The 20855-nt window shown below is 63.6% G+C and carries 19 protein-coding genes and 1 riboswitch; of the genes, 6 read left to right on the top strand and 13 right to left on the bottom strand.

What is annotated here, in order from left to right:
- Nucleotides 1-234 precede the first annotated feature (234 nt).
- Entirely contained in the window at nt 235-1587 is a 1353-nt protein-coding gene (locus tag IG197_RS28615) for a cytosine deaminase (RefSeq protein WP_192320486.1), read from the top strand.
- Between the two features lie 76 nt (nt 1588-1663).
- On the opposite strand, the gene IG197_RS28620 is transcribed toward IG197_RS28615, so the two are convergent.
- The 12 genes from IG197_RS28620 to IG197_RS28675 form a co-directional block, all read right to left on the bottom strand.
- On the bottom strand, nt 1664-2653 hold the full coding sequence (locus IG197_RS28620; protein WP_192320488.1) for an isochorismatase family protein: 990 nt from the start codon (nt 2651-2653) through the stop codon (nt 1664-1666).
- Nucleotides 2653-2850, bottom strand: a complete 198-nt coding sequence (locus IG197_RS28625) for a 2-hydroxymuconate tautomerase (RefSeq protein WP_018431063.1) — start codon at nt 2848-2850, stop codon at nt 2653-2655. The genes IG197_RS28620 and IG197_RS28625 overlap by 1 nt, the downstream gene beginning before the upstream one ends.
- Nucleotides 2851-2852: 2 nt before the next feature.
- Nucleotides 2853-3536 (bottom strand): resolvase, encoded by a 684-nt coding sequence (locus IG197_RS28630; protein WP_192320489.1) that lies wholly within the window; start codon nt 3534-3536, stop codon nt 2853-2855.
- Nucleotides 3533-4879 carry a dihydroorotase family protein gene (locus IG197_RS28635; protein WP_192320491.1) on the bottom strand — a complete coding sequence of 449 codons (1347 nt, stop codon included), beginning with the start codon at nt 4877-4879 and terminating at the stop codon, nt 3533-3535. The genes IG197_RS28630 and IG197_RS28635 overlap by 4 nt, the downstream gene beginning before the upstream one ends.
- On the bottom strand, nt 4879-5766 hold the full coding sequence (locus tag IG197_RS28640) for a dipicolinate synthase subunit DpsA (protein ID WP_192320493.1): 888 nt from the start codon (nt 5764-5766) through the stop codon (nt 4879-4881). Before IG197_RS28640 ends, IG197_RS28635 begins: the two co-directional genes overlap by 1 nt.
- Nucleotides 5763-6851 carry an NAD/NADP octopine/nopaline dehydrogenase family protein gene (locus IG197_RS28645; protein WP_192320495.1) on the bottom strand — a complete coding sequence of 363 codons (1089 nt, stop codon included), beginning with the start codon at nt 6849-6851 and terminating at the stop codon, nt 5763-5765. The genes IG197_RS28640 and IG197_RS28645 overlap by 4 nt, the downstream gene beginning before the upstream one ends.
- Before the next feature lie 164 nt (nt 6852-7015).
- Entirely contained in the window at nt 7016-7447 is a 432-nt protein-coding gene (locus IG197_RS28650) for a heme-binding protein (RefSeq protein WP_154387570.1), read from the bottom strand.
- Nucleotides 7448-7713: 266 nt separating this feature from the next.
- Complete coding sequence (locus tag IG197_RS28655) at nt 7714-9918, bottom strand: malate synthase G (RefSeq protein ID WP_371746583.1); 2205 nt, start codon at nt 9916-9918, stop codon at nt 7714-7716.
- 10 nt (nt 9919-9928) lie between these two features.
- Nucleotides 9929-11182, bottom strand: a complete 1254-nt coding sequence (locus IG197_RS28660; RefSeq protein WP_192320497.1) for a D-amino acid dehydrogenase — start codon at nt 11180-11182, stop codon at nt 9929-9931.
- 145 nt (nt 11183-11327) lie between these two features.
- A riboswitch (glycine riboswitch) is annotated at nt 11328-11430 on the bottom strand.
- 66 nt (nt 11431-11496) lie between these two features.
- Nucleotides 11497-12936, bottom strand: coding sequence for an amidohydrolase family protein (locus tag IG197_RS28665; RefSeq protein WP_154384479.1), 1440 nt, complete (start codon nt 12934-12936; stop codon nt 11497-11499).
- Nucleotides 12937-13089: 153 nt separating this feature from the next.
- Entirely contained in the window at nt 13090-14262 is a 1173-nt protein-coding gene (locus tag IG197_RS28670; RefSeq protein WP_192320499.1) for a Xaa-Pro peptidase family protein, read from the bottom strand.
- A gap of 36 nt (nt 14263-14298) precedes the next feature.
- Entirely contained in the window at nt 14299-15459 is a 1161-nt protein-coding gene (locus IG197_RS28675; RefSeq protein ID WP_067967465.1) for a mandelate racemase/muconate lactonizing enzyme family protein, read from the bottom strand.
- Nucleotides 15460-15628: 169 nt separating this feature from the next.
- Here IG197_RS28675 and IG197_RS28680 point away from each other — a divergent pair, with 169 nt between their 5' ends.
- Entirely contained in the window at nt 15629-15925 is a 297-nt protein-coding gene (locus IG197_RS28680) for a hypothetical protein (RefSeq protein WP_192320501.1), read from the top strand.
- A 15-nt stretch (nt 15926-15940) separates the two neighbouring features.
- Here the strand turns inward: IG197_RS28680 and IG197_RS28685 are convergent, their stop codons facing one another.
- Nucleotides 15941-17425, bottom strand: coding sequence for a PLP-dependent aminotransferase family protein (locus tag IG197_RS28685; RefSeq protein WP_067967460.1), 1485 nt, complete (start codon nt 17423-17425; stop codon nt 15941-15943).
- Between the two features lie 155 nt (nt 17426-17580).
- On the opposite strand from IG197_RS28685, the gene tauA reads away from it, so the two are divergent.
- The 4 genes from tauA to IG197_RS28705 all read left to right on the top strand — a co-directional run bounded on the left by tauA (nt 17581) and on the right by IG197_RS28705 (nt 20847).
- On the top strand, nt 17581-18600 hold the full coding sequence (gene tauA / locus IG197_RS28690; RefSeq protein WP_067967457.1) for a taurine ABC transporter substrate-binding protein: 1020 nt from the start codon (nt 17581-17583) through the stop codon (nt 18598-18600).
- Between the two features lie 83 nt (nt 18601-18683).
- Entirely contained in the window at nt 18684-19496 is an 813-nt protein-coding gene (locus IG197_RS28695) for a taurine ABC transporter ATP-binding protein (protein WP_067968425.1), read from the top strand.
- Nucleotides 19489-20316 carry an ABC transporter permease subunit gene (locus tag IG197_RS28700; RefSeq protein WP_192320502.1) on the top strand — a complete coding sequence of 276 codons (828 nt, stop codon included), beginning with the start codon at nt 19489-19491 and terminating at the stop codon, nt 20314-20316. The genes IG197_RS28695 and IG197_RS28700 overlap by 8 nt, the downstream gene beginning before the upstream one ends.
- 144 nt (nt 20317-20460) lie before the next feature.
- Entirely contained in the window at nt 20461-20847 is a 387-nt protein-coding gene (locus IG197_RS28705) for a nuclear transport factor 2 family protein (protein ID WP_154384476.1), read from the top strand.
- The last annotated feature ends 8 nt before the right edge of the window (nt 20848-20855 follow it).

A 20855-nucleotide genomic window follows, 5' to 3' on the forward strand; every position in this document is an offset into this window, starting at 1 on the left:
GCAAGGTTCCTCAAGAATTGCGCTGTACGAGGAACGGCGTCAGGCGGCGAGTTTGCCGCAGACAGTCGCCGGCCGGGGGCAGAAGTTGACAGGCCGCAATCTGTGATCTCATATTGTGATCAATAAATGATCTTTGCCGAAACGGCAACCTTTAACTGCCAGGCTGGTTCGCCAACAAACATCGCGAGCGCCTGAAGCACCCAGGCATCGCATCAGCCCCAGGAGAGGCCGTCCATGACTGCACAGCTTGTATTGCGCGAACAGCTCGCCGACGGCGCGAGGATGAGCCGGTACGTGCTGCGCAACGTGCGTCTCAACAGTGCGGTGACAAACTGGAGTGCCATGGATGCCGCAGGGTTCTTTCTTGCTGACCTGACTGTAGAGCACGGCAGGATATTGGCAACAACTCCCGCGCGCAGCGAACCCACTGAAACAAGTGACAACGGCCTGTTTTCCATAGACGCAGGCGGTCGCGTCGCCCTGCCCACCTTCGTCGACTGCCACACCCATCTCGACAAGGGCCATATCCTGCCGCGCACGCCGGCGGCGAACGGGACATTCGACGGCGCACTGGCGGCAACACGCGCCGACCGGACCGCCAACTGGTCCGCGGGGGATGTTTTCACGCGCATGGACTTTGCCTTGCGCTCGGCTTTCCACCACGGCACTTCGGCGATACGCACCCACATCGACTCGCAGCCGCCGCAAGACGCCATTTCCTGGCCGGTGTTCACGGAACTCCGGCAACATTGGCACGGTCGCATCGACCTGCAGGCCTCCTGCCTGTTTCCCATCGACATGGCCCGCGACGACGCCTTCCTCGACGGCATGGCCAGGCGGGTGGCTGCCGGCGGCGGCACGCTCGGGGCGGTTGCCTATCCTGCTCCCGACATCGACCACCTGCTCGACCGCATGTTTGCTGCCGCGGCCAGGACTGGCCTGGATCTCGACTTCCACGCCGACGAGACCTCCGACCCAACAGCCAACGCGCTTCGGCGCATCGCCGAGGCCAAGCTCCGCGCATCCTTTGCCGGCAAGGTGCTGGTCGGACATTGCTGTTCGCTGGCGGTGCAGGATCAGGCAATCGTCGATGCTACGCTGGACACGGTCGCGACCGCAAGCCTTGCCGTCGTGGCGCTGCCGACCTGCAACCTCTATCTGCAGGACCGCCGCAATGACGCGACCCCGAGATGGCGCGGCGTGACCTTGCTGCACGAGATGAAAAAGCGCGGCATCCCGGTGGCGCTCGCCTCGGACAACACCCGCGATCCGTTCCATTCCTATGGCGATCTCGACATGCTCGACACGTTCCGCCTGGGCACGCGTGTGCTCCATCTCGACCACCCCGCCGGCGACTGGGTCCGGGCCGTGACCGCGACCCCGGCCGAGATCATGGGCCTCGACGGCAAGGGCGGCATTGCCGAGGGACAGCCGGCCGACCTCATCCTGTATGAAGGACGCAACTGGTCGGAGGTGCTGTCGCGTACGGAGAGCAATCGCATCGTCATCCGCAACGGCGCGCCGCTTTCGACTTCGCTTCCCGCCTATGCCGAACTCGACCAGTTGGAAGGCCTGGCGCTCGATTGAGCGAGGCGACGTCAGGCACACAGAAAAAAGCCGCCGGAAACCCGGCGGCTTTTTAGCATGGTTGTCGGCGGCCGGATCAGGCCGTGGCGCCGACCTGATAGAGCTCGACCTTGGTGCCGTCGGGATCGGCGATGTAGATCGTCAGGCCATAAGGCCCATCATGCAGGTCGGTGTAATACTTCACGCCCGCCTTCTTCAGCCTGGCATCCATGGCGCGCACATCGTTGACCTCGAAGGCGATGTGATCGAGCTGGCGATGGTCGGAGGCCTTGCCGTGGATCAGCGCGATGCCCTGGTGGAAGGCAGTGAACGGACGGCCGTCGGCCAGCGGCTTGGCCGGACGGATCGTGAAGCCGAGCTGGTTGGTGTAAAACGCCACCGACGTGTCGATGTCGTTGACCATGATCAGCTGGTGGCCATAGTTGGTGACACGCGGCTTGACCTGCTCGCCGATCCAGTCGAGGACCTCGGACGAGTGGGCGATCTCGCAGAAATACTGCTTCCAGACCTGCTTGGCGGTCGCTTCCCATTCGGCATTGACGCCCGACACGCAGTCATCGACGGCAATGACGTCGAGGTCACGCAGATAGGCCTCGCGGATCGAGGTCTCGACGCAGGCGTTGGTGGTCGCACCGGTGACAAACAGGTGCTGGGTGCCGAGCATCTTCAGCATCATTTCGAGGCGCGTCTCGTAGAAGGCGCCGAAGCGGTGCTTGCGGATGACGAAGGCCGGATCGAAATCGGCCAGCGGCTTCAGCTCGTCGATGATCTGCTCGTCCCAGCTGCCGGCCAGCGCCGACACCTGCTTGCGGCGCGCTGTATGGCCAAGCAGCTTCTTCTTGGCGCGGTTCTGGTCGACCGCGAAGTGCTCCTGCATCGTCCAGATGACCGGGATGCCGGTGTCCTGGCAGCGCTTGATCAGCTTGGCCAGCGGCGGCACGATCGCCGACAGGCGCTTGGTGTCGACGCCTGACACGCCGAGCGTGCCCTTCTCATGGATGAAGGCGTTCTGCAGGTCGATGACCAGCAGTGCCGACTTGCGGTAGTCGAGAACGTCGAGGGCCATCACTTGTGCTCCACCATGTCGATGCCGAGCACGCCGCCGCGACCCCAGCTGTCCTTGGGCGTCTCATGGATCACCACATGCAGGTGATCCGGCTTGCAGGCGGCCTCCTCGACCATGGCCTTGGTAATGGCCTTCACGAGGTTGCGCTTCTGCTCGACAGTGCGCCCCTCCCACATCTCTACGACGACGAACGGCATTGTTATTTCTCCTCTCTTTCGCTGGGCATCGCGCCGGAGGCCCATACGGGCACAGCGGGCGCGAAACCCGAAACCAGATCGTTGTTGGCCCGGTCGGTGCCCGAGAGCAGCCACAGCGGGCGGTTCGAGTAATTGACCAGCACCTGCTCTTCCATGCAGGCGCGGTTGGCCGCATGGTTTGGATCGCGTTCGAAGCGGCTCGTCGCCGGCATCAGCCTGACGACATAGAGGGGCTCCGAAGCATCGAAGCTCGCGAGCACGTCGGAACCTATCTCCTCCAGCCCGACTGCCCTGACCTCCGGCGTTTTCCTGCCGACGGCCACCAGCACCACGGCGCCTGCCAGCGGCGTCATCGGCCAATAGCGGCCTTCGCGACCCTCGGCGACAAACTCGCCATAGCGGCCTGCCTCGGGAAAAAGCTCGCTGTCCCAGAGGATGACATCGGGCCCGATGACCTTCTTCGCGGCATCGATCACGACATCGCTCTCGCACAGGTCGAGAAAGCTCCACGGATCGGTCAGGCCAATGCAGTGCCCCCATGGATTGTGGATCCCCGACAGCCTTTCCTGGCGGATCGTCGCCTTGCCGGCGACGATCTTGGCGACCGCCTCGTGCACCGGCAGACGCGCCGGTGCCAGCGAAATGCGACCGGCCAGGTCGAGATGATCGGAGACCCCCGGGGTCATGACGGCACCGTCACGCAGCGGCCGCGACCATAGTGGCTGTCAGCGACCACGCCATTTTCGTAGACCACGTCGCCACGGGCGATCGTCATCACCGGCCAGCCCTTGAGCTGCCAGCCTTCATAGATGCAGGTGCCCTTACCGGTGTGGGTAACCGTGCGCTCCTCATCGAGGTCGACCAGCACCAGATCGGCGTCGAAGCCGACGTCGATATGGCCCTTGCGCGGCCACAGGCCGAAACGCCGCGCCGGATTGAACGAGTTGAGCTCGACCAGGCGGCTGAGCGGCAGCCCGCGCTGGTGCACGCCGAAATGCAGCATCAGCGACAGCTCCCACGGGAAGCTGACGACGCCTGGGAATTCCGTCCAAAGGTCTTCGAGCTTCTTGGGCAGGAACGGCACATGGTCGGTGCCCAGGCTGTAGACCGAGCCGTTGAGCATGCCGGCCCACAGGCCTTCGAGTTCGTTGCGGTCGCGTAGCGGCGGCGAGATCTTGGCGCGCATGTCCAGGTCATCATCATAGCAGGTGCGCGTCAGATAGTGCGGGCAAGTCTCGACGGTGACATGCACGCCGCGCGCCTGCGCCTCGGCGGCCAGCACCGGGCCCATGCCGACCGAGGTGTGCACCAGATGCAGCGAGCAGCCGGTCTTTTCGGCCAGGAAGATCATGCGCCTGATCGTTTCGACCTCGCAGAAGGCCGGGCGCGATTCGGTGTAGGCGCCGAGATCCTGGCGGCCGGTCGCGGCGATCTCCTTTTTGATCCACGAGGCGATCTGGGTGTTCTCGCAGTGGACATTGATGACGCCGCCCGGGATCTTCGACAGGATGCGCATCGCCGCATAGACCCAGCCGTCCGTCGCCGGCACGATGCCGATCGGATTGTCGGGCTCGTAGCCGAAATAGCACTTGAACGACTTCACGCCGGTCTTGGCGACGATTTCGGGAATCTCGGCAATGTGCTCCTCGCGCTGGATGCCGAAGTGGAAGCCGAAGTCGATGACCGAGTTTTCCTCGCCCAGCGCCTTCCGCTCCTCATAGAACGGCAGATAAGATTCCTTGAGGTTGCGGATGTAGAGCAGCGCCGTGGTGACACCGCCTGAAGCTGCTGCCGCCGTCTCAGTGCGCATGTCCTCGGGATAGGGAAACTTCACGCCGAGATGGCAGTGCGGATCGATCAGGCCGGGCATCAGCACCTTGCCCTCGGCGTCGATGATGCGGGTCGCGTCCGGCAGCACCTCGTCGGCGCCGGTCAACACGATCTTGCCGTCCTTGACCGCGACGCCGCCGTGAAATTCGCCGTCGTGGCGAACCACCCGCGCGTTCTTGATGACCAGATCCGCCTTCATCACTTCTGCTCCAGTATGCCTTCAATGCGTCTTGAGATGCCGCTCCACTGACTGCGGCCGACGGTGATCGGGGCGCGTGCGCCCATGCCGCGGGCCCAGATCGCCTTCAGCCCGAGCTCGGCGGCAGCCTCCCTGTCGATGGTGCCGGGTGGGGCCGCGACGTCGACCAGCAATGCGTGCTTGGGCAGCAGCTTAAGCTGCTCGCGGTCGAGCAGCCGCTTCGGCACGCTGCCGATGACGATATCCATCTTCGGCAGGAAATCGGGAAGCTGTTCGAGTGTCAGCGATTCCGCGCCCGCCGCATAAGCGGCTGCACGCTGAACCGGGTTGCGCGCCGCGACATGGACGTGGGCGCCGAGCGCTACCAGCGTGTTGGTCAAAAGCGAGCCGATGGTGCCCTGCCCGACCAGGCAGATATTTGACTTGTGGATGGTAATCTCAGTGTTCTCGATGATCACCTTGAGCACGCCCTCGACGATCGCCGGGCCGCGCAGCAGCATCAGGTCGACGTCCCATTCATACTCGTGCAGGGTAATGCCGAGCGCTTCGCAATGCCCTTTCAGATTGCCATCGGCCCAGCCGAGGATGATGTGGCCTGACTTGTTCATACCAGCCAGCATCTCGCGGGTTGGGATGATCTTCTCTGGGCACTTCGGCGCAAACAGCGCACCTTCCGCAGTGATGCCGGGGATCGGGAACAGGGCGATGTCGGCCCCCTTCAACGCATCGGCGGCATCCTTGGCGTGGTAGACGCCCTCGATGCCTTCTTCCGGCCAGGGAAAGCCAAAAGCTCGGACGGTGGCACCGGCGCGCACGGCGCAGCGGGCGATTTCCTGTTCGCGGGCGTCACCGGCGACGACGGCGATGACTGTTTCGTTCCAGCTCATTTCGCCCTGACCTTCTGAATGACCTGATCCCTGGACATGCCGGCGATGCCCATCGCCTCGGCGGTGCGGCCGCCCTTGCGATAGTCGGTGCCGACAGCGATCTGCGCCAGGCTGTAGAGAGAATGCGCCACGGGCGTGTCGACGCCGGCAATCCTGGCGAATTCGAGGAACGGCAGCAGTCCGTGGCCGAAATCCTCCTTGTAGTAGCGGTATTCCAGCGAGTCAGGCCCCTTGATGCGCTTATTGGCCTCGCCGCCCGCAATCGCGGCGCGGAAATCGCTGGTGTCGGTTACATCAGCCTCGACCGTGCCGAGCAGCTTCATCTCTTCGACCAGATTGGGCAGATCATGCCCGAAGGCCTTGGCGACCGCCAGACGCTCCTCGTCGAGCTGCTTCATGACGCGGGCGACGCCTGGGGTCATGGCGTCGACATAGAAGGTGAAGTTGCCACCGGTCGCCTCGACCCAGGCTGCCGCCAGAACTGCGCCAGGCGGATGCAAGACCATGTTGACGTTGGACAGGTCCGAGGCGATCACGTCGGCGACCGGCGTCAGGCCGGGATAAAGCTTGCCGGCGATCTCCAGCACTTCGGAACCACCCTTCAGTGCCGCCGCCTTGAGCTGCTTGGCGCGGCCCGACACGGTGACGCCGTCGGGGCGGTACTTGCGCGCGACATAGGTCAGCGTCGAGAACTCGACGACGGGGGGAGCTGCACGGCCGGTGCGCGAAAACGTCTCGGCGAATTCCAGCGCACCGCCGGTGTGGCCAGGGTTGAGCACGACCGGCCTGGTCGACGACCAGCCGGCAGCGGCCAGCGCCGATGCGATCGCCGAGTGCGAGAAGGTCGGCAGGACGACGACGGCGACATCGACGCCATCGATCGCTGCCTTGAGATCGGTGGTAATCAGCGCCGGCTTCGCCACGCCCTCGCCGAGCTTGCCTTCATAAGCGACGCCGCCCAGCTTGATATGCGGCTCCAGCGTCTCCGCCGACCGCGCCCAGAAATGCACATCGTGCCCCGCCTGGACCAACTCTGCGACCGAGGCTGCACCGCCCGCACCCGCTCCTAATACTGCAACTTTCATTCTCTCCTCCGGGGGCCGAGCTACGGCTTGCCGGCCGCACGACCTCATGCTCGGAACGGGTACTCCTCCCCGCCCCTCGCGCCAATTGATAACCACCAACTAGTTTGATCACACTTTATGATCACACTGAGAATTGTCAAGCGGAAGAATGTGCTTCCCGCTGTTCAAGCTGCCTGATGCCTGAGCCCCGCCGCCTCGATACCTGCGATTGCCGCGAGTTCGTCATTGTCTGACGTATCGCCCGTGATGCCGACCGCGCCGATGAGTTTGCCCGCCTGGTCGCGGATCAGCACACCGCCCGGCACCGGCACGATGCGGCCGCCGGAGACGGCGTTGAGGCCTTCCATGAAGTGCGGCCGCTCCTTCGCCGTCTGGTCGAGCCAGCGCGAACCCATGCCGACAGCGAGCGCGCCATAGGCCTTGCCGGAAGCGATCTCGTAGCGCAGCATCGAGGCGCCGTCCTGCTTCTGGAATGCCTTGAGATGGCCGCCGGCATCAAGCACGGCGACCGTCAAAGGTTTCATCCTGGCGTCCGCGCCCTTGGCGAGGGCGGCCATGATGATGGTGTTGGCGGCAGCGAGTGTCAGGTCGGTCATGTCTTTCTCCTTTGGGATTCGTGAGGGCGTGCAGGGCCGCTGGCTGATAGCGATCACCTTGGCCCGCAGATTCTGAGTCGGGGCGCTTGCGCGCGCCCGCTGGCCTCGCGGCCATCTCCCCTCAGGGGGGGAGCAAGCCATTGTGGGCGCCGCAGCCAATCGCCGAGGTAGGGGTGTTGCGCCTTCGACCGGGCAGAATGGGCACTGCCGACGACGAGGCTGATCTCCCCGTCGAACGCAGCAGCCGGCCCTGAGCTCCGCCGAACTTAGTGGGACCTTGCCCTCATCTTCGCCTTGAGTTCGAGCCTGCGCTTGTGGAGGACCGGTTCGGTATAGCCGTTGGGCTGGGCGCGGCCTTCGAAGACGAGGTCGCAGGCGGCGCGGAAGGCGGTCGACTGGTCGAACTCCGGCGCCATCGGCTTGTAGAGCGGATCGCCGACATTCTGCCGGTCGACGATCGCCGCCATGCGCTGCAGCGAATCCATCACCTGGATGTGCGAGCAGACGTCGTGGCGCAGCCAGTTGGCGATGTGCTGGGACGAGATGCGCAAGGTCGCGCGGTCTTCCATCAGCCCGACATCGTTGATGTCGGGAACCTTGGAACAGCCGACGCCCTGGTCGATCCAGCGCACGACATAACCGAGGATGCCCTGCGCATTGTTGTCGAGCTCGCGCTGGATCTCGTCGGGCGTCCAGTTGGGACGGACGACCACAGGGACCGACAGGATGTCGTCGAGCCGCGCCTTGGGCCGGCTCTTCAGCTCGGCCTGGACGGCATGCACGTCGACCTTGTGGTAGTGGGTGGCATGCAGCGTCGCCGCCGTCGGCGACGGCACCCAGGCGGTGTTGGCGCCGGCGCGTGGGTGAGCGATCTTCTGCTCCAGCATCGCTGCCATCAGGTCGGGCATCGCCCACATGCCCTTGCCGATCTGGGCATGGCCCGACAGGCCACATTCGAGCCCGGTGTCGACGTTCCACGCCTCATAGGCATTGATCCATGGCGCCTGCTTCATGTCGCCCTTGCGCACCATCGGGCCGGCTTCCATCGAGCTGTGGATTTCGTCGCCGGTGCGGTCGAGGAAGCCGGTGTTGATGAACACCACGCGTTCCTTGGCGGCACGGATGCATTCCCTGAGGTTGATCGTGGTGCGCCGCTCCTCGTCCATGATGCCCATCTTGATGGTCTTTCTGGGCATGCCGACGAGGCGCTCGACGCGGTCGAAGATCTCGACGGCAAAGGCCACTTCCTCGGGGCCATGCATCTTCGGCTTGACCACATACATCGAGCCGGCGCGGGAGTTCATGCGACGGCCCTTGGCTCCGACGTCGTGCAGGGCGATCAAAGCGGTGATTGCCGCATCCATGATGCCTTCGGGCACCTCGTGGCCGTCACGGTCGTGGATCGCGGGATTGGTCATCAGGTGGCCGACATTGCGCACCAGCATCAGCGAGCGGCCGGGCAGCGAGACGGTCTTGCCATCGGCACCGGTGTAGGCACGGTCGGCATTGAGCTTGCGGGTGACAAGCTTGCCGCCCTTGTCGAAGCTTTCCGCGAGATCGCCTTTCATCAGGCCGAGCCAGTTGCGGTAGACGGCGACCTTGTCTTCGGCGTCGACTGCCGCGACCGAATCCTCGCAGTCCTGGATGGTGGTGAGTGCGGACTCCAGGATCATGTCCGAAATACCGGCCGGATCTGTCTTGCCGATCGCACTGTCACGGTTGACCACCACCTCGACATGCAGGCCGTTCTTGACCAGCAGCACCGCGTCGGGGTTGTTTGCCTCGCCGCGATAGCCGGCGAATTGTTTGCCGTCGCCCAGTGCAACCGAACCAGACGCATTGGCCAGCACGAGCTTGCCGTCGACAATCGACAGCCCGGTCACGTCGCTCCAGCTGCCCTGAGCCAGCGGTGCTGACTGATCCAGGAACGCCTTGGCCCAGGCGATGACCTTTTGGCCACGCTTGGGATTGTAGCCCTTGGTCTTCTCGGCGCCGTCAGCATCCGGGATCGCATCGGTGCCGTAGAGCGCGTCATAGAGCGAACCCCAGCGCGCATTGGCGGCGTTCAGCGCATAACGCGCATTCATCACCGGCACGACAAGCTGCGGCCCGGCGACGGTGGCGATCTCGGGATCGACATTCTCGGTGGTGACAGCAAAGGCTGGACCCTCGGGGACCAAGTAGCCGATCTCGCTCAGGAACGCCTTGTAGGCCGCCATGTCGTGAGGGGCGCCATGCTTGCGGTACCAGGCGTCGAGCTTGAGCTGGAAGTCGTCGCGCTTTTCCAAAAGCGCCCGGTTCTTCGGCGCCAGATCATGCACGATCGACGCAAAGCCCTCCCAGAACGCCTCCGCATCGACACCCGTCCCAGGCAGAGCCTCCGAGACCACGAACTCGTGGAGCGCGCGCGCAACAGAAAGGCCATGAAGGGAGACGCTGTCGTTTATCCGGTTCATCATGTTCATCGTCATAACTCCCGGGTCAGGCTGCAAGTGCAGCGTCGGGGCGGAACTCGCCCGAAATGGTCTCTGCGACCATCTGGGCTGTGGCGGCCGACAGCGTCCAGCCGAGATGACCATGGCCGGTGTTATAAAACACGCCCAGCTGGCGGCCCTTGCCGACCCTCGGCATCATGTTGGGCATCATCGGCCTGAGACCTGCCCAGGGCACGACCCTGTTGGTGTCGACATCGGGGAACAGCATGCGAGTCCAGTCGACCAGCGGCCTGACGCGGTCATCGCGGATGTCGCGGTTCATGCCGTTGAACTCGGCAGTACCGGCAACCCGGAAGCGTCCGGCGCCAAGGCGGCTGGTGACGATCTTGGCGCGGTCGTCGAGCAGGCTGACCCAAGGCGCGGCAGCCTGGCTGCGCTCGTCGTCGAGATGCACGGTTATGGAATAGCCCTTGACCGGGTAGACATTGACCCGGTCGCCGAGCATCGCTGCGAAATGGCGACTGGCGGAACCGGCACAGATGACGATCCCGTCGGCCTCGACGACCCTGTAGTCGGGCTGGCCGTCGGCACCTGACGTCGTATAGCCGATACAGAACACGCCATCCCGGGCGATACGGTCGACATTGGCGTCGAAGACGAAGCGCGCACCGCGCCGTTCGCAGGCCTTGGCGAGGCCGAAGGTGAACTTGTGGATGTCGCCGGTCGAGTCCGACGGCGTGTAGAAGCCGCCATGAAAATCGCCATTTAACGTCGGCTCGATCGACTTCACCTCCTCCGCCGTCACCGGCCGGCGGTCGAGACCGCCCTCGACCAGCATCGCATTGACCTTCAGCGCGTGCTGGAAGCTCGGTCTGTCCCAGTAGAAATGCAGGATGCCGCGACGGACATGGTCGAAGTCGATGTTCTCGCGCTCGGCAATCGCAAACAGGTGCTTGCGCGCGGCAATCGCCAGCCGCGTCGTCTCCACCGTATTGTCGCGGTAATTTGCGATATTTGAGACGAACTCAGCCAGCCAGGCATATTTGTGCCAGGTAGGCCGGGGATTCATCAGCAGCGGCGCATCACTGCGCAGCATCCATTTGATGCCCTTGAGCAAGGTCGACCAGTGGTTCCAGACCTCGGCGTTGCTGGCCGACAGCTGGCCGCCATTGGCGAACGACGTCTCCATCGCGGCATAACGCTGGCGGTCGACGACAGTGACGGTGTAGCCGCGCTCCAGAAGGGCATAGGCAGTGGTGACGCCGGTGATACCGGCGCCGATAACGGCAATATGGGGCATTTCACTCTCCGCGAACAAAGTTGGGTGCGGGCCGAAGCGCGCTGTTTTCCCCAATCTGTCGCTGTACCTGAGAGCTTAACCGCGTCAGCCTTGCCGGTGCGGCTTTCCCCTTCGGTGGACGCTCGAGGCGCCTCTCTCCAGATCGTTCAACTGCATGGTCACTTTTGCCTGAGAGTTTCCTGGGGGGTTGCTCCGTCGGCGTCGGCCGGTGTCATCTCGCAGCGGCCGATCTCTCCCATGCAGCCTCTTGAACGTATGTCTTCATAGCTGGTGCCGCACCCTTCCGCAACGCGAGACGCGGCAAGCTCCAGCCCTCAGTTGCCTTCGTCGTACAGTGTCGTGGTCGTCTCGACGTCTTCCTCGTGCAGGCCAGCGCGCACCACGGCGGCAGCCGCCAGCTCGCGCGCCTTGCGGCGGATGCCCGCTTCGTCGACACCCTGCACCTTGCCGTCGACATAGACCGCCTTGCCGTCGACCCAGGTCTGAGTGATCGAGGCCGTCGAGGCCGAGAACACCAGCGCCTGCAGCGGATCGTAGAACGGCGTCCACTCGACATGGTCGAGATCGAACAGAATGAAATCGGCCTTCTTGCCGATCTCCAGCGAGCCGATCTCGTCGTCCCACATCAGGGCGCGCGCGCCCTCGATGGTGGCGGCGCGCAGCGCATCGCGGGCAGTGAAGATGTCGGGCTTCAGCCGCGCATCCTTGAACATGCCGGCAACGACGAGCATCTGCCGCATCAGGTTCATGTTACCGGCGGCCGAGACACCGTCGGTGCCGAGGCCGACCTTGACGCCGGCCCTGACCATCTCGGGGTACTTGCCGATCGACGTGGCGCCCTTGCCGAGCTTGAACGACGAGCACGGGCAGAAGGCAACGCTGGCGCCGCGCTCGGCCAGAAGCTTGACCTCCTCATCCGACACGGCTGCGCCGTGAGCGATGACCAGGTTCTTGCGGATGCCGCCGGCATTGTCGACGCGGGTGATCGGCCAGCAGCCATACTTGCTCTCGCAGACCTTGGCCTCCTCGATCGAAGTCGCCAGGTGGTAGGTGGTGCCGACGCCCAGCTTCTCGGCCAGCGCCACGGCACCGACATGCAGTTCGAGGCTGCAGGGCTCCTTGCCCTCGATGTTGACCCAGCAGCGGGCACGACCGTCGAGCGTGTTGTTGTAGCGCAGCACGTTTTCCTCGAGCACCTTCAGCGCCGTCTGCGCGTCGGGGAAGAAGTGATGCTCGGCCATTTCCTCGGTCCAGCCGCGCGGCAGCTCCGACGGGCGATTATCGGCGGCGTGGCGGCCGGTGATGCCGCGGATGCCGGTCTTGTCCATGGCGCGGATGACGATGCCGGGATCGTATTGCGAGCCCATGTCGAGGAAGCAGGTGGTGCCGCAGCGCAGCATCTCGGTGATGCCGAGCAGCGCGCCCCAATATTCGTCTTCCTCCGTTATGTGAGCGTAGAACGGCTTGGCCCAGTGGAACACCCAGGCGCGGGTGTTGAGATTATCGGGGAAGACCGCGCGGGAAAGGGTCTCGGACAGATGCACGTGGCTGTCGACGAAGCCCGGGCAGATCCCCAGCATGGTGCCGTCGATGACCTTGTCGAAGCTCTTGCCCTTGTGGCGCGATGCCACATCGTCGGCCGCTCCGATGTCGGCGATGCGGTCGTTCTCGACCACCACGCTCGCATTGCGCAGCACCGTGTCGTTCTTGTCGACGGTGAAAGCGAAGTTCAGATTTTCGATCAGCGTACGCATGCGGCTCCACCCAATGCTTTACCCACGGACCCTCCAGATCGCGTCGCCGGTCCGTGACGGCGGGCGATATCCGAGCATTCACACACTCTTCCGAGCGGAACGCGACGACCGGGCCAACAACCACCCCGGCCGCCATTTCGCAAGCGGTAGCCCTTAGGCCACCGCCTTGACCTTGCCGCCCTGCTTGGCGGTGCCGCAAAGGATTAGCTTGTCGGTGTCGGCGTAATCGGACAACAGCTCCGATCCCTTCGACGTCACCAGAAGCATGTCCTTGTTCTGCATGCCGTAGCCATAGCCGGTGTCGTAGCAGAGCGGCTCGAAACCAAGCACCATGTTCTCTTCCAGCGGCGCATCGCTGCCCGGCTTGCCGAGCACCGGCGTCAGGCCGAGATAGGGGTCTTCGTGCAGGTGCAGGCCAATGCCGTGGCCAACGAACGAGATCGGCGGCAGGTTGAGCTTGGCGAGCTTGGCGATGAAGGCGTCGTAGATCTCGCGACAGCTCGCACCGGGCTTCACCTTCTCCATGATCTCATACTTGCACTCGACCAGGTGAGCCCAGATCTTGTCGGCCATGGGCGGCGCCTCGCCGACGATGGCCGTGCGGCAGACGCCGGCCTGGTAGCCGTTGATGACCGAGAAGATCTCGACGCGGCAGACATCGCCACGCTTGAGGATGCGGTCGGACGGGCCGACATTGGGCAGCACCGACCGCTCGCCGGTAGCGACGATCAGCAGTTTGAAGTGTTCGGCGCCAAGCGAATAGACGTTGCGGGTCAAATGACCGGCAATGTCCATCTCGGAGTCGCCGGCATCGACCACCGCCAGCGTGTCGGTGATCGCCTGGTCGGCGATCCGAGAGAGCTTGCCAAGCAATGCGACCTCTTCAGCCGTCTTGATCTGGCGCAGCCGCGCCAGGATCGGCTCGGCATGCTCGAACCGCGCGCCGGGCATCGCCGCGATCAGCCGGGCGAAATCGCCGGCCGGCAGATAGTCCATCTCAAGGCCGATACGCGCCTTGCCAAGGCCGAGGCCGGCGAGCTGGTCTGCCAGCACCAGCATCGGATCGTCGGAGAATTCGGCCCAGATACGGGCCGGCATGTCAGGCAAGCGGCGCTTGATCGTTGATGCTTCCATGTCGACGCCGAAGATCGCGGTGCGGCCGTCCGCTGTGACGATGGTCATCGCATGGCGGTGACGGATCAGCGGCTGCGACGGCACGACGAAGCCTGCGGTATAGGCGAAGTTCTCGGGCGACGAGCAGATGATGGCGTCGAGCCCATGCTCGGCCATTGCCCTCACCTGCTTGGCTACGATTTCTGCCCGCATGATTTGGTTCCTCTCCTTGAGTTTCTTGACCGGCGCTCAGTCGCGCACGCGGTATTTTTCGACCTTGGCGAGGTCGACATCGATGCCCATGCCCGGCCCCGACGGCACGACGACCGCACCGTCGACGACCTGCATCGGCTCGACCAAAAGGTCGTCCTTGTAATAGATGCCGCCGACCTGACCATGCTGCGCCTCGGCCGGTGTCGAGATCGGGATGACGCAGGACAACGTCGCTGCCGGCGATGCAGCCGCGACCTGGACGTTGGCGAGGTTGCCGATGCCTGTTTCGATCGAGCCGTTGACGTTGCAGATGATGCCGGCGGCGCGGCAGACCGCGCCGACTTCCATCGCCTTGTACAAGCCACCGGCCTTGGTGGTGTAGATCGAGACGATCTGGATACCGCCATTCTGGATGATCTGGATGGCGTCATGGGCGTTCCATGCCGACTCGTCGGCCATGACGGGCGCGTCGATACGGCGGCCGACTTCGGCGATGCGCTCGATGCCCATCACCGGCTGCTCGACATATTTGAGCCGGTACTTTTCCATCTGGCGCACGGTCTGCACCGCCTCGCCAGGCGTCTTGTAGCCCTCATTGGCGTCGACGCAGATTTCCATCGCCTCGCCTGCAGCCTCGCGGACTGCCGCGACCATCTTGACGTCGCGCGCCGGGTCGACGCCGATCTTGACCTTGATCGTCTTGATGCCTTCGGCAGCAAGCTTGGCTGCCTCGACCTTGGCCTCTTCGATCGAGATCAGGCCGATCGAATGGGTGATGGCGACCTTGTCGCGCGCCTTGCCGCCGAGCAACGTATGAACGGGAACGTTCAGCCAGCGGCCGGCGAGGTCATAGGCCGCGAACTCGACGGCCGCCTTGGAATAGGGATAGCCGCGAATGATGGCATCCATGCGGGCATGAAGCTCGGCAAAATTGCCGAGTTCGAGACCGATGACGGCAGGCGCCAGGTAGGTCTCGATGACGCTGCGGGTGATCATGGCGGACTCGCCGAAGTAGCGGCCGAACTCACCGCCCCAGTCCTTCAGCGCCGGCGCCTCGCCCCAGCCGACCCGGCCGTCGCTGTCGGTCATCTTGACCATGACATAGCGACCGATGACCTCGGTCAGGCCGGCCCATTTGTGCTCGCGCCGCGTCGGCAGTTGAACAATGAGCGTTTCGATGGACTTGATCGTGGGCACCGGTCTCTACCTTTTCCTTGTCACCGCGGAGGCATCTCTGTACGATGCGATCATCTAGTGTGATCACACTTTATGATCATATTTTTGGATGTCAAGCGATCCCGGGATCGATTTTTCATGGCCGACCGAAACGGCCGTGATGCATGGTAGGAAGGCAGCGGAGGAAAAGATGATTGTCGAAGCGACCAATTATTTCGCCAAAGAGGATCAGGCGGATGAGGTTCTGATGCAGCGCCGCAAGGCGACAGAGATCAGGCGCCAACTCGGCCTGGATCCCGGGCGCATCCTTGTGCGGACGGAAGGAAACGGACCTGACATACGCTGGGAATGCAGCTTCGCCTCAAGGGAAGCTTATGACGCCGACCGGGCTGCACGCGCAGCATCGCCCGACTTCGAAGCCGCACGCAAGCGGATGCACACGCTGCTCGAGCGCTTTGAGCGCCACGTCTACGAAGTGGTCGAATAGAGCGGCAGGTCCGATCTAAGCCTGTGCCAGCAGCCGATTCATCCTTGCCCGCACACGGACAACACCCTCGGCGATATTGTCGCGCGGGATCGACGAATACCCCATGCGGAAGAAGCGGCACGGCCCGTCCGCATCGGGAAAGAACGGCGAGCCGGATTCAATCAGCACGCCGTCCTGCTTGAGTTCGTTCATCAAAAGGTCCGCATCCAGCCCATCGGGCCCCTCGACCCAGAACGAGGTGCCGCCAAAGGCTGACGATCCGGCGATGGTGAAGCCTTCGCGCTTCAGCGCTTCGGCCATGACGATGTGGCGCTTGTGGTATTCGCCACGCATGCGGTGCAGCACCGCATCGTGGTGGCCGAGCGCGAGGAAGTAGGCAGCAGTGCGCTGGAGATGGCCGGGTGGATGACGCAGCATCAGGGCACGCAACGCTCGCGCCTCACGGATGACCGGCGCCGGCGCCACGAGATAGCCCAGCCGCAGGCCCGGAAAAAGCGATTTGGAAAAGCTGCCGATGTAGAACACCCGACCGCTGCGATCGAAGGACTTCAGCGCCGGAGACGGCGGCGCGAGAAAGCTCATCTCGAACTCATAGTCGTCCTCGACGATGATGAAGTCCCTGCTGGCGGCAGCTGCCAGGAGTGCTGCGCGGCGCTCGACGGGCATGGTGGCGCCGGTCGGCGAATGGTGGCTCGGCGTGACGAAGACCGCGTCGACCTTGGCAGGCAGGACCTCGGGCGGCAGGCCTTCCTTGTCCACGTCGATGGCCGTCACGTCTGCACCGCTCAGCTTGAGCGATGCGCTCATGTCAGGGTGGCAGGGGTTCTCGCACACGGCGTGCGCGCCCTGCCGCAGCAGCAGCTGGGTGACGATCCACAGTGCATTCTGCGCTCCCACCGTGACGAGGATTTCATCAGGCGTGGCGCGAATGCCGCGACTGGGCAACGTCCTGGAGCAGATGTAGTTGACAAGCTGCACGTCGTCGGCAGCGGCAAAGTCGCCGGCCATCAGTTCAAAATCCTCGCGCGCCAGCGCACGCCGGGCACAGTCGCGCCAGGCGCCGAGATCGAACAACGACGGGTCCATCTGGCCGTAGAGGAACGGATAAGGATAGCGGCGCCAGTCGAGCGGCTTGCGCATCTGCTTGGCAACGATGAAACTCGACCGCAGTTTCATCGACCAGTCGATTTCGTCTGCGCCGACGCCGGACACCGCCGCTTCGAGCACGGTCGTCGGCGGGTTGCCGGCAACACGATAGGAGCTTCGGCTGGCGGTTTCGACATAACCCTGAGACGCCAGTTCCTGATAGGCAAGCGTCACCGTGATGCGCGAAATGTTCAGATATTCCGCAAGCTTGCGGGTCGAGGGCAGCTGAGCGCCAGGCTGCAGCCGGCCAGACAGCACCGCCGAGACCACGGTCTCGCGGATCTGCGCCTGCAGGCCGATGCGGCTCGCTCGGTCGAGAAAGAAGATCGTCTCCGAAACTGTCGCCTGTGCCATGGTCCCACGCAGGTTCAATCTGGAGTCATTCAACTTCCAATCTGGATATAAGGCAATTCAAAGGTTCCATTTAACCCTATGTCCAGAACCAAGACCGGCATCAAAGCCGGCAAGTTCCCGGAATAACCGGTGGCTAACAAAACAAGAGGGTAACGATGATACACTTTAAGCATTTCAAGCATTTGGCCGGCGCCGCAACCATAGCGGCCGGCGTCTTCACCTCCTGTCTCGCTTATGCCGAAACGACGGTCGTCGTCGGCTATCAGCAGATCGTCGGGCCGTTCGTCACGGCCATCGCCGACGGACGTTTCGACGCCGCCGCCAAGGAAGCGGGCTACACCGTCGACTGGCGCCAGTTCAGCTCGGGCGGCGATATCTCGACGGCTCTCGCCTCCGGCAGCGTGCCGATCGGCGTGATCGGCTCGACCGGCACCACCGCCGCCGCCACGCGCGGCGTCAATCTCGAACTGTTCTGGATCCTCGACAATATCGGCAAGTCGGAGGCGCTCGCCGTCCGCAACGGCTCGGGCATCGAAAAGCCCGAGGATCTTAAGGGCAAGAATGTCGGCGTACCGTTCGTGTCGACCTCGCACTTCCATCTTCTTGTCGGTCTCGAGCAGGTGTGGAAGATCGATCCGCGCGAGGTCAACATCCTCAACATGAAGCCGCCGCAGATCATCGCCGCCTGGCAGCGTGGCGACATCGACGCCGCCTATGTCTGGCCGCCGGCACTGACCGAATTGCTCAAGAACGGCAAGACCATCGCCGATTCAGAGACCATCGGTGCTGCCAGCGTACCGACCTTCGACGGCCTTGTCGCCGACAAGAAGTGGGCCGCCGAGAACCCAAAGTTCATGGCCGCCTTCACCAAGGTGCTGTCTGAATCCTACGCCGACTACAACAAGAACAAGGCAAGCTGGACGGCGGACTCGCCTCAGGTGCAGGGCATCGTCAAGCTGATCGGCGGTGACGGCGCAGGTGCCGTCGAAGCGCTCAACCTGCTGTCGTTCCCCAATGCCGACGAACAGGCATCCGAAACATGGCTCGGCGGAGGCGCCATCAAGGCATTGAATGAAAGCGCCAAGTTCCTCGTTGCCCAGAAGCAGATCGACAAGGCGCTCGACGACTACGCGCCCTTCGTCAACAGTAGCTACGCCAAGGACGCATCCAAGTAACATTGGACGTGCCGCCGGTCGGATGCCGGTCGGCGGCACTTTCTCCACCACTCGATTGCATTTTCTTCGAAAGGCTCGACGCGATGGAAACCCTCAACGTCAGCAATGTCAGCCTGACCTATCCAGGCCTCTACTCCGACCAGGCGGTGATTGCGCTCAAGGGCGTGAACCTCGAGGTCAAGAGCGGCGATTTCGTCGTCGCCCTCGGTGCCTCGGGCTGCGGCAAGACCACACTGCTCAACCTGATGGCCGGCTTCATGACACCAACCGACGGTGATATCACACTTGGCGGACGTCAAGTCGTCGGCCCAGGCGCCGACCGTGGCGTCGTCTTCCAGAAGCACGCGCTGCTGCCCTGGTTGAATGTCATCGACAACACCGAATTCGGGCTCAAGCTGCGTGGCATAGACAAGGCGACCCGGCGCGAGCTGGCGACCAAGAATCTCGCCCTTGTCGGCCTGCAGGATTTTCACCGCCACATGATCTACCACCTGTCCGGCGGCATGCAGCAGCGCGTCGGCATCGCCCGTGCGCTGACCTGCGACCCGGCGATGCTTCTGATGGACGAGCCGATGGCGGCGCTCGACGCGCTCACCCGCGAGACCATCCAGGAGCTGCTGCTCAAGGTCTGGCAGCTGACCAACAAGATGTTCTTCTTCATCACGCACAGCGTCGAAGAAGCACTTTTCCTCGGCTCCCGGCTGATCGTCATGTCGCCGCGTCCGGGCCGCATCACCCACACCTATGAGCTCGATTTCAATCGGCGCTTCCTTGAGGAGGGCAACGCACGTGCAATCAAATCCAGCCGCGATTTCATCGACATGCGCGAGCAGATCCTCGGCATCATCTACGGCGACGAGCGCCAGTCCGGCAATCCGGAACACCTCCATGCTTGAGCGCCTCTCACGGGCCAAGTCCGTACGCCCGGGCAAGATCTATGGCGCGCCGGGCGACGGCATGAGCGGCCATATCAGCCTGATCACGGCGCTTGTGCTGTTCGGTCTCTGGCTGCTGATCACCGAGATGGGCTGGGTCAAGCCGCTGTTCCTGCCCTCGCCGCTTGCCGTGTGGGACAAGTTCGTCGTCGCCATGACCGATGGCGTTTCCAACTCGACGCTCATCCAGCACACGCTGGCCAGCCTTGGCCGTGTGCTCGGCGCCTTCTTCCTGGCGCTGGTCACAGCCGTTCCGGTCGGCATCCTGATGGGCGTCAACCGCACGGTGCGCGGCCTGTTCGACCCGATCATCGAGTTCTACCGGCCACTGCCGCCGCTCGCCTATCTGCCCTTGATCATCATCTGGCTCGGCATCGGTGAATTCCCGAAGGTGTTCCTGATCTATCTCGCCATCTTCGCGCCGATGGCGATCGCCGCCCGTGCCGGCGTCCGCTCGGTGTCGACCGAACAGATCCATGCCGCCTATGCCATGGGCGCCACCCGCGCCCAAGTCATCTCCCAGGTGATCCTGAAGGCCGCCCTGCCCGAGATCTTCACCGGCATGCGCATCGGCATCGGCGTCGGCTGGACCACGCTCGTCGCCGCCGAAATGGTCGCCGCCCACCGCGGTCTCGGCTTCATGGTGCTGAACGCCGCCGAGTATCTCGCCAGCGATACGGTCATCATGGGCATCATCGTCATCGGCATCTTCGCCTTCGCCTTCGACCTCATGCTGCGCTACCTGGAAAAGGCGATGATCCCCTGGAAAGGCAAGATCTGATGCCAAAGCTTACGCACCCGGCGACGTCGCCACCCGGCTGACGCCAAACCTGATCTTACCAACAGACAGACCAATCCGCCGGCTTGTCCGGCCACGGCGAAGCCATGCCCAAAGGCTCTGCCGTACAGATACGAGGACCACGACATGTCACTCACCGCCGACGGCCTGGCTCGCCTCTTCGACGCCTTCAACCGCCACGACATCGACGGCGTCATGGAGTTCTTCGCCGGCAACTGCGTCTTCAACGGCGTCGCCGGCCCAGAGGCCTACGGCACCCGCTTCGAAGGCACCGAGGCGATCGCCGCTGCATTCAGCGGCGTCTGGAAAGCGATGCCGGACGCGCACTGGGCCCATCATGGCCACTTCGTCCATGGCGATCGCGCCGTCTCGGAATGGACGTTCACCGGCACCAACGTCGACGGCAGCCGCGTCGAAGCAGAGGGCTGCGATCTGTTCACGCTCGATGACGGCAAGATCGTCCGCAAGCAGGCCTTCCGCAAGAACCGGCCGCTGATTGCGGCTGGTGCCTGAGCGGTCTC

It is taken from the genome of Aminobacter sp. SR38 (assembly GCF_014843375.1).
Taxonomy (GTDB): domain Bacteria; phylum Pseudomonadota; class Alphaproteobacteria; order Rhizobiales; family Rhizobiaceae; genus Aminobacter; species Aminobacter ciceronei.

What these genes read in the sequence shown, in the direction of transcription:
- IG197_RS28615 (WP_192320486.1), top strand. Translation starts at nt 235, where the DNA reads ATGACTGCACAGCTTGTATTGCGCGAACAGCTCGCCGACGGCGCGAGG.
- IG197_RS28620 (WP_192320488.1), bottom strand. Translation starts at nt 2,653, where the DNA reads ATGGCCCTCGACGTTCTCGACTACCGCAAGTCGGCACTGCTGGTCATC.
- IG197_RS28625 (WP_018431063.1), bottom strand. Translation starts at nt 2,850, where the DNA reads ATGCCGTTCGTCGTCGTAGAGATGTGGGAGGGGCGCACTGTCGAGCAG.
- IG197_RS28630 (WP_192320489.1), bottom strand. Translation starts at nt 3,536, where the DNA reads ATGACCCCGGGGGTCTCCGATCATCTCGACCTGGCCGGTCGCATTTCG.
- IG197_RS28635 (WP_192320491.1), bottom strand. Translation starts at nt 4,879, where the DNA reads ATGAAGGCGGATCTGGTCATCAAGAACGCGCGGGTGGTTCGCCACGAC.
- IG197_RS28640 (WP_192320493.1), bottom strand. Translation starts at nt 5,766, where the DNA reads ATGAGCTGGAACGAAACAGTCATCGCCGTCGTCGCCGGTGACGCCCGC.
- IG197_RS28645 (WP_192320495.1), bottom strand. Translation starts at nt 6,851, where the DNA reads ATGAAAGTTGCAGTATTAGGAGCGGGTGCGGGCGGTGCAGCCTCGGTC.
- IG197_RS28650 (WP_154387570.1), bottom strand. Translation starts at nt 7,447, where the DNA reads ATGACCGACCTGACACTCGCTGCCGCCAACACCATCATCATGGCCGCC.
- IG197_RS28655 (WP_371746583.1), bottom strand. Translation starts at nt 9,918, where the DNA reads ATGACGATGAACATGATGAACCGGATAAACGACAGCGTCTCCCTTCAT.
- IG197_RS28660 (WP_192320497.1), bottom strand. Translation starts at nt 11,182, where the DNA reads ATGCCCCATATTGCCGTTATCGGCGCCGGTATCACCGGCGTCACCACT.
- IG197_RS28665 (WP_154384479.1), bottom strand. Translation starts at nt 12,936, where the DNA reads ATGCGTACGCTGATCGAAAATCTGAACTTCGCTTTCACCGTCGACAAG.
- IG197_RS28670 (WP_192320499.1), bottom strand. Translation starts at nt 14,262, where the DNA reads ATGCGGGCAGAAATCGTAGCCAAGCAGGTGAGGGCAATGGCCGAGCAT.
- IG197_RS28680 (WP_192320501.1), top strand. Translation starts at nt 15,629, where the DNA reads ATGATTGTCGAAGCGACCAATTATTTCGCCAAAGAGGATCAGGCGGAT.
- IG197_RS28685 (WP_067967460.1), bottom strand. Translation starts at nt 17,425, where the DNA reads ATGGCACAGGCGACAGTTTCGGAGACGATCTTCTTTCTCGACCGAGCG.
- tauA (WP_067967457.1), top strand. Translation starts at nt 17,581, where the DNA reads ATGATACACTTTAAGCATTTCAAGCATTTGGCCGGCGCCGCAACCATA.
- IG197_RS28695 (WP_067968425.1), top strand. Translation starts at nt 18,684, where the DNA reads ATGGAAACCCTCAACGTCAGCAATGTCAGCCTGACCTATCCAGGCCTC.
- IG197_RS28700 (WP_192320502.1), top strand. Translation starts at nt 19,489, where the DNA reads ATGCTTGAGCGCCTCTCACGGGCCAAGTCCGTACGCCCGGGCAAGATC.
- IG197_RS28705 (WP_154384476.1), top strand. Translation starts at nt 20,461, where the DNA reads ATGTCACTCACCGCCGACGGCCTGGCTCGCCTCTTCGACGCCTTCAAC.